At 44.9% G+C, this 960-nt stretch carries 2 protein-coding genes; both read right to left on the bottom strand.

Features of this window, described 5'->3' with window-relative positions; translation table 11 throughout:
• Positions 1-105: 105 nt before the first annotated feature.
• On the bottom strand, positions 106-513 hold the full coding sequence (locus tag AC19YT_RS28320; protein ID WP_500611394.1) for a diguanylate cyclase domain-containing protein: 408 nt from the start codon (positions 511-513) through the stop codon (positions 106-108).
• A 3-nt stretch (positions 514-516) separates the two neighbouring features.
• A complete protein-coding gene (locus AC19YT_RS28315) occupies positions 517-828 on the bottom strand; it encodes a GAF domain-containing protein (protein ID WP_500611395.1) in 312 nt (103 codons plus the stop codon).
• Between the last annotated feature and the right edge of the window lie 132 nt (positions 829-960).

Below are 960 nucleotides of genomic sequence, written 5' to 3'. Positions count from 1 at the left end.
ACGCTTCGACTTCAAATGCCCGATCGAGGTGATGGGCGAAGTGATGCAAGAAGCCGTGGTGATGCGGCATGATGCTCCCGCTTCAATTCAATAACCGTGTTGCACTCAGATCCTGCAACCGCCAAGCTTAATTTCTTCTACTATCTCAATTACACAATCACTACTGCAATTCGGCAGCACTACTACAAACTCATCACCTGAAAGCCTACCTACGATATCTGTTGATCTACGATTGGAGTGAAGGCGTTCAGCAATAACTTTTAGCAGTTCGTCTCCAGCAGGATGACCTAGCGAGTCATTTACCTGTTTAAAACGATCTAAATCAATAAACAAAACCGCCAATGAGGTTTTTGTACGTTTTGCTTCGATCAGGGCATGATCTGCCTTAGCATGCAGCAAGCTACGATTGGGAAGCTCAGTCAAACTATCGTAAAATGCAAGTTTCCGTATGTTTTCTTGATTAGCCTCTCTTTCCATAGCAAGAGCACATAGAGGGGTAATCACATCAACCATCTGCTAATGTAGCGGCGAGGGAATACGTTTCTCGTCATAGTAAAATGCCAGAACACCTATAGATACTCCCCTAGCACCTTTTATTGGAGTTGACCAACAGCTATTAATACCTAATGGCAGAAAATCATCACGTATCACAGCCCAAGTTGAATCAGTCTCGATATCACTAGTGACCACCGACTCTCCAAGGAAGGCAGCAGTACTGGACGAACCAATACAATCGCTTATTGACATCCCCTCAATTATTTTTGCATAAGTCGCAGGTAAACTTGGTGCAGAAAGTAGATGCATGCAACCATCTTCATCTACTTGAATTACTGATGCCTGAATTCATAGAATAAGCGCAACGCTTGAAACGAGAGGCAGAGAGCCAGCCACCGGTAGAATCCAGGCTCTCACACCGAAGGATTCAAGCGCAGATGACTACGCATTACCGGCAGCTGACTC

It is taken from the genome of Pseudomonas sp. MF08875 (genome assembly GCF_059862525.1).
This window is presented reverse-complemented; position numbering and strand designations above follow the sequence as displayed.